The sequence below is a fragment of the uncultured Phenylobacterium sp. genome (genome assembly GCF_902826855.1).
In the GTDB taxonomy this organism is placed as follows: domain Bacteria; phylum Pseudomonadota; class Alphaproteobacteria; order Caulobacterales; family Caulobacteraceae; genus Phenylobacterium.
Genome location: NZ_CADEGK010000235.1, coordinates 1 through 6,468, shown reverse-complemented (window position 1 = coordinate 6,468; position 6,468 = coordinate 1). Strand labels below are relative to the sequence as shown.

Annotated in this window: 8 protein-coding genes and 1 pseudogene; all 9 read left to right on the top strand. The window is 67.9% G+C overall.

The window, feature by feature from the left end; all coding sequences use genetic code 11:
- Positions 1–9 precede the first annotated feature (9 nt).
- Positions 10–171, top strand: a complete 162-nt coding sequence (locus QZV94_RS25285) for a ferritin family protein (protein ID WP_367255107.1) — start codon at positions 10–12, stop codon at positions 169–171.
- 100 nt (positions 172–271) lie between these two features.
- Positions 272–1,645 (top strand): heterodisulfide reductase-related iron-sulfur binding cluster, encoded by a 1,374-nt coding sequence (locus QZV94_RS21920; protein ID WP_293681944.1) that lies wholly within the window; start codon positions 272–274, stop codon positions 1,643–1,645.
- 2 nt (positions 1,646–1,647) lie between these two features.
- The gene (locus QZV94_RS21915; RefSeq protein WP_293681941.1) at positions 1,648–2,241 is read left to right on the top strand and encodes a DUF3501 family protein; all 594 of its coding nucleotides are present in this window, start codon (positions 1,648–1,650) and stop codon (positions 2,239–2,241) included.
- A gap of 87 nt (positions 2,242–2,328) precedes the next feature.
- Complete coding sequence (locus QZV94_RS21910; RefSeq protein WP_293681938.1) at positions 2,329–2,841, top strand: DUF2939 domain-containing protein; 513 nt, start codon at positions 2,329–2,331, stop codon at positions 2,839–2,841.
- A gap of 37 nt (positions 2,842–2,878) precedes the next feature.
- Positions 2,879–3,664, top strand: a complete 786-nt coding sequence (locus tag QZV94_RS21905; protein WP_293681935.1) for a dienelactone hydrolase family protein — start codon at positions 2,879–2,881, stop codon at positions 3,662–3,664.
- Positions 3,665–3,758: 94 nt separating this feature from the next.
- Positions 3,759–4,196, top strand: coding sequence for a 30S ribosome-binding factor RbfA (gene rbfA, locus QZV94_RS21900; protein WP_293681932.1), 438 nt, complete (start codon positions 3,759–3,761; stop codon positions 4,194–4,196).
- Positions 4,196–5,125 carry a tRNA pseudouridine(55) synthase TruB gene (gene truB, locus QZV94_RS21895; RefSeq protein ID WP_293681929.1) on the top strand — a complete coding sequence of 310 codons (930 nt, stop codon included), beginning with the start codon at positions 4,196–4,198 and terminating at the stop codon, positions 5,123–5,125. Before rbfA ends, truB begins: the two co-directional genes overlap by 1 nt.
- A 15-nt stretch (positions 5,126–5,140) precedes the next feature.
- Positions 5,141–5,410 carry a 30S ribosomal protein S15 gene (gene rpsO / locus QZV94_RS21890; RefSeq protein ID WP_293681926.1) on the top strand — a complete coding sequence of 90 codons (270 nt, stop codon included), beginning with the start codon at positions 5,141–5,143 and terminating at the stop codon, positions 5,408–5,410.
- Positions 5,411–5,654: 244 nt separating this feature from the next.
- Positions 5,655–6,468: pseudogene (locus tag QZV94_RS21885) on the top strand (polyribonucleotide nucleotidyltransferase); the annotation flags it as partial.

The following is a 6,468-nucleotide window of genomic DNA, read 5'->3' as shown; positions in this document are numbered from 1 at the left end:
AAGGCCGCCATCGCGGGCGAGACCCACGAGTACACCGACATGTATCCCGGCATGGCCCGCACCGCTCGCGAAGAGGGCTACGACGAGATCGCGGACTGGTTCGAGACCCTGGCCAAGGCCGAGAAGTCCCATGCCGGCCGCTTCCAGCGCGCCCTCGACACGCTCGACTGAGCTGTCATCCCGGACGGCCATAGGCCGATCCGGGACCTAGAAGGGAGAGCCGCCACCCCTGGGTCCCGGCTCTCCGCTTCGCTACGGCCGGGATGACAGCATGAGTGAGACGCCGACCACATCTCCGCCGCGTGAGGGCAGCCTCGACGCGCCGTTCCGCCGCCCCATCCTGTGGCGGGACGACGACTACTACGACCTGGATAAGGTGCACGCCGAACTGCAGCGCCAGTTCGACGTCTGTCACACGTGCCGGCGCTGTTTCAACCTGTGCGACAGCTTCCCGCGGATGTTCGACGCCATCGACGAGAGCGCCACCGGCGAGGTCGACGGGATCGGGGCCAAGGAGCACGCGCATGTGGCGGAGGCCTGCACGCTCTGCGACATGTGCTTCCTCACCAAGTGCCCCTACGTCCCGCCTCATCCCTTCGACATCGACATCCCGCACCTGATCCTGCGCTACCGGGCCTCCAAGCGGCGGGCGGGCGAGAAGGAATGGGTGCGCGAGCAGCTGGGGGAGACCGATCGCAACGGCAAACTCGCCAAGCCGGTCGCCGGCCTTGCCAACTGGGCGACGGCGCGCTCGAATACACCGCTGCGGAAGCTCCTGGAGGCAATCGCCAAGATCGACGCCGAGGCCGAGCTGCCGAAGTATCACTCGAAGACGGCGACCGACCGGCTGCGGAACGACCCGCTGGCCCCCAATCCCGCGGGCCCTGCCTTCGGGCTGCGCAAGGTCGCGGTCTATGCGACCTGCTTCGTCGACTACAACAAGCCGAACACCGCGCTGGCGGCGGCTCGCGTACTGGCCCTTCAGGGCTGCGAGGTGAGGCTGGTCTACCCCGAGTGCTGCAAGATGCCCCAGCTCGAGGCCGGCGATCTCGCGACCGTGGCCGGCGCGGCAGGGCGGGTGGCCAAGGCCTTCGCGCCTTATGTGGCCGACGGCTACGACGTCGTCGCGCTGACCGCCTCCTGTGGGCTGATGATGAAGTTCGAATGGCCGCTGATGCTGCCGGAAGACGCTGAGGTCGCCCGCCTCTCCGCGGCCACGAAGGACATCTGCGAATACGTGGTCGAGCTCTCCAAGGCGTACGGCCTGGCGCCCGGCCTGCAGGCCAGCGAGGGCGGAGCCACCGTGCACCACGCGTGCCACGCGCGGGCCCAGAACATGGGCGCCAAGTCCGCCGAGATGCTGCGGATGATCCCGGGCCTGAAGGTCGACCTGGTGGAGCGCTGCTCCGGCCACGGCGGCACCTTCGGGGTGATGAAGGGCACGCATGCGGTGGCCAACAAGGTGGGCCGCCCGGCCGCCCGCCAGGTCGCCGGCAAGGGCAACGACGTGCTCTGTTCGGACTGCCCGCTGGCCTGCAAGCACCTAGTGCAACTGATCGCCGACGACACCACGCCGGACGCGCCCAAGGCCCCGACCGAGGCCCACCCGATCGAGGTGTTCGCCCGCGCCTATGGAGTCCTCTGAAGATGCCTCTGTCCGAGCGCCGCATCACCCCGGACGACCTGCTGCCCGACGCCGAGTTCGCCAAGCGCCGCAAGTCCTGGCGCGCCGAGCTGATCGCGATGAAACGCCTGCGCCGCATCGAACTCGGCCCCTACTGCACCTTCTACTTCGAGAGCTACGACACCATGCTCTTCCAGGTGCAGGAGATGTTGCTCATCGAGAAGGGCGGCGCCGCCCAGGTTCCCGACGAACTGGCCGCCTACAACCCGTTGATCCCGGCGGGTTCGGAGCTTGTAGCGACGGTGATGTTCGAGATCGACGATCCGGTGCGGCGCGAGGCGGTGCTGGCCCGCCTGGGCGGCGCTGAGGAGTGCTTCTTCCTGCAGATCGGTCCCGACCGGGTGCTGGGCGTGCCGGAGGGCGACATTGAGCGCACGCGGGAGGACGGGAAGACCTCGTCGGTGCACTTCCTGCGCTTCCCGCTGGAGGCTGCCCACATCGCCCGCTTCAGGGATCCCGCGACCGAAATCCTCATCGGGTGCAGCCATGACCGCTACAGCCACCGCGCGGGCCTGTCCCCGGCCAGCCGCGCCGAGTTGGCGAGGGACTTTGCCTAGCGAGGCCGGTGCGCGGCGCGCTGGTTCATCGCGCGGTCATCCGACAGGTCGTCATATCGGCGCCATTTCAGGCTAGGCCTCAGGACCATGATGTTCCGCGCCCTCATCATCACTGTCTTGGCCCTGACGCTCGGCGCCTGCGCGACGGTGCAGAAGCTGCCGGCGGCCGGGGACGTCCATGCGCTCCTGATCTCCATCCGCGACGAGGACGAGATCACCTTCGACAGCCTGGTGGACCGAAAGGCGCTGAATCGCGAGATCCAGGCGCGCCTGATGGCCGAGGCGGGCCGGCGCGGAGACAGCCAGGTGTCCGCCTTCGCGGCCCTGCTGGCGCCGACCCTGGCCGAGATAACCGGCGAGGTCCTCGTCCGACCGCGCGTTTTCAAGTCGGTGGCCGAGTACTACGGCTACAGTCCCGCCACCCAGATCCCGAGCCCGCTGGCGATCACTCAGGCGCTGCGCCAGCTGCCGGATGGCCGCATCTGCGCCATCGCCAAGAAGGATGGGCCCTGCCTGCTCAACTTCACGAAGGCGCAGGACGGGCACTGGAAGCTGTCCGGCTTCGAGGGTGACCTTTCCATGCTGCGGATCAAGCGGTGATCGGCCTACAGTCGGCCCGCAGCATCTGAGGGACGGCATGGCCTACGAGACAGCGCTGGCGGGCTACGAGACGTTCGACTTCGCACACGACGGCCGGCGCTACCCCGTTTACCGCCGCGGCTCAGGGCCGGCGGTGATTGTCATCCACGAGATGCCCGGCCTTCACCCGCTGGTGCTGAGGTTCGCCGATCGTGTCGCCGCCGCCGGGATGACGGTCTACTGCCCCAGCCTGTTCGGCACGCCGGGCAAGCCGGCCAGCAGGCGCTACGCGCTCACGGAGATGTTCAAGGCCTTCTGCGTCCGGCGCGAGTTCTACTTCTGGGCCCAGGACCGCTCCAGCCCGGTTGTGGATTGGCTCCGGGCCCTGGCGCGCAAAGCCCACCTCGATTGCGGCGGCCGGGGCGTGGGCGCGGTGGGCATGTGCTTCACCGGCGGCTACGCCCTGGCGATGATGACCGAGCCGTCCGTCGTGGCGCCGGTGCTGTCACAGCCTTCCATGCCGGTCGCGACGGGCCGCGCCGACGGCTTCGACTGTTCGGCGGCCGAGGTGGCCTGCGCGCGCCGCCGGTTCATCGACGAGGACCTGACGATGATCGGCCTGCGGTTCAGGAGCGACACCCTGGTGCCCGACGGCCGGTTCGAGCGCTACCGTGCGGAGTTCGGCGATCGCTTTGAGGGCCACGAGTTCGAGGATGCTGACGCGCGCGCCTCCTTCATCCCGCCTCACTCGGTCCTGACCCTGCATCTGAAAGAGGACGGCCCCACCAAGGCCGCCGAGCAGCGGGTGATTGAGTTCTTCCGCGAACGGACCGCCGCGCCCTAGGCGGCTGGACACACCCGTCCCGCGCGACTAGAAGCCCGCCCTTGCCTGCCGCAGCGTCCGATCCGCGCCGCAGGTCATCGAGGTCCTCACGTCCATGTCCCGTCCTCCCATCCGCTCCCGTCCGGCGCCGAAGGGCCCGTCGCAGCGCCAGCTGCGCGCCGGCGAACTGGTGCGCCACGCCCTGGTCGACATCTTCCGCGAGGAGGAAATCAACGATCCGGTGCTGAAGGGCGTCTCGGTCACGGTCACCGAGGTCAGGATGGGCCCCGATCTGCGTCACGCCATGGTGTTCGTCGAGCCGCTGGGGGGCGAGAATGCCGACGACGTGGTCAAGGCGTTGAACCGGCACGTGAAGTTCATCCGGGGCCACCTGGGCCGGATGGTCGACCTGCGCTTCACGCCCGACTTGCACTTCCGCCACGACGAGACCTTCAGCGAGGCCGCGCGCATGGCGCGGCTGTTCGACGACCCCAAGGTGCGGCAGGATCTAACCCCGGACGAGCCCAGCGGAAGCTGGAAGGACGAGGACTGATGGGTCGCCGCCGCAAGGGGCTGGCGGTCTCCGGCTGGATCAACCTCGACAAGCCCTACGACCTGGGCTCGACCAGCGCCGTGAGCCGCGTGCGCCGGCTGTTCGAGGCTCAGAAGGCGGGCCACGCCGGCACGCTCGATCCGCTGGCCACCGGCATCCTGCCCATCGCATTGGGCGAGGCGACCAAGACGGTTCCCTACCTGGTGGACGCCGACAAGGCGTACCGCTTCACCATCGCCTGGGGCCGCACCACCGCCACGCATGACCGCGAGGGCGCGACGCTGGCGGAGTCGGACGTGCGACCGACGGTGGCCCAGGTGGCCGCCGCCCTGCCCCGGTTCGTCGGCGAGATCGACCAGGTCCCGCCTTCCTTTTCGGCGATCAAGGTGGACGGGGAGCGCGCCTACGACCTGGCCCGCGCCGGAGAGGCCGTCGAGCTGGCGTCGCGCAAGGTCATCGTTCATTCGGCCCGCGTCGTGGAGGGGCCGGACGCCGACCACGTCACCCTTGAGATCGAGTGTGGCAAGGGGACCTACGTCCGCGCCATCGTCCGCGACCTGGCCGAGCTTCTGGGGGCCTGCGGCCACGTCAGCGCGCTGCGCCGCACGCGCGTCGGCCGCTTCACCGAGGCGAACTCCGTCACACTGGAATTGCTTGAGGATTTGGGCTATGAGGCCCGCCAATCGGAGGCGCTACTTCCGGTCGAGACCGCACTGGACGACATCCCGGTGCTGGCCGTGACCGATGAAGACGCCTTTCGATTGAAGCAGGGACGATCGATCGTTCTCGTTCCCCGACAGGTGGAATTGGTGAAGGCCGGGCTCAAGCCGGGCTCGCGCACCGTTTCAGCCATGGCGGGCGAGAGGGTCGTGGCGCTCTGCGAGATGCGCGCCGGCCGGCTCGAGCCGTCGCGCGTCTTCAATCTCTGAGAGCTGGAGACCCCGATGTCGATTACGACCGAACGCAAGGCCGAAGTGATCAAGGACCATGCCCGCGGCGACGCGGACACGGGCAGCGCCGAGGTCCAGGTGGCGATCATGACCGAACGGATCACGAACCTCACCGAACACTTCAAGACGCACAAGAAAGACAACCACTCGCGCCGGGGCCTGTTGAAGATGGTCTCCGCCCGCCGCTCGCTCCTCGACCACCTGAAGAAGTCCGATGCGGCTCGCTATCAGGCGCTCATCGAGAAGCTCGGCCTGCGCCGCTAGGCCTGTCTCCGCGTAAGCGGGGACCCATGGATCCCGGTCTTCGCCTGTGGCGAAACCGGGACGAAGTTTAAGGCCGCTCCTTCGCCACAGGCCGGGGGATCGATGCGGCAAAGGGGCAGTTCGCCCCAATCACGCCGAGGGTCGAAGAGATCCTCATCGCCTGTGCCATTGGAGAGGATTTCGGAAGACCGATCCCCTGTCCGCGCCCGCCGGGAATACGCCCGCAGGCTGAGAAAGAAGCAAAATGTTCGATATCAAACGCAAGACCATCGAGTGGGGGGGCAAGACCCTCACGCTCGAAACCGGCCGCATGGCCCGTCAGGCTGACGGCGCGGTCCTGGTGACCTACGGCGAGACCATGGTGATGGCCGCCGTGACCTTCGCAAAGACCGCGAAGCCCGGCCAGGACTTCTTCCCCCTGACCGTGAACTATCAGGAGAAGTTCTACGCCGCGGGCAAGATCCCCGGCAGCTTCCCGCGCCGGGAGACCGCGCCGACGCAGAAGGAGACCCTCACCTCCCGCCTGATCGACCGTCCGATCCGCCCGCTGTTCGTGAAGGGCTTCAAGAACGAGGTCCAGGTGGTGGCGACCGTGCTCGCCCACGACCTTGAGAATGATCCCGACATCGTCGCCATGGTCGCCTCCTCGGCCGCCCTGGTGATCTCCGGCGCGCCGTTCATGGGCCCGATCGCCGGCGCCCGCGTCGGCTACATCGACGGCGAGTACATCCTCAACCCGACCACCGACCAGATGAAGGAAAGCCGTCTCGACCTCGTGGTCGCCGGCACCGACGACGCGGTCATGATGGTCGAGTCCGAGATCCAGGAGATGTCCGAGGACGAAGTGCTGAAGGCGGTGATGTTCGCCCATGCCGGCATGCAGCCGGTCATCCAGGCGATCATCGAGCTGGCCGAGCACGCCGCCAAGGAGCCCTTCGACTTCCAGGTCGACGACACCGACGCCATCAAGGCGGAAGTGAAGAAGCTGATCGGCAAGGACTTCGCCGCCGCCTACAAGACCGTTCCCAAGGGCCAACGCCAGTACGCGGTGGCCCCGG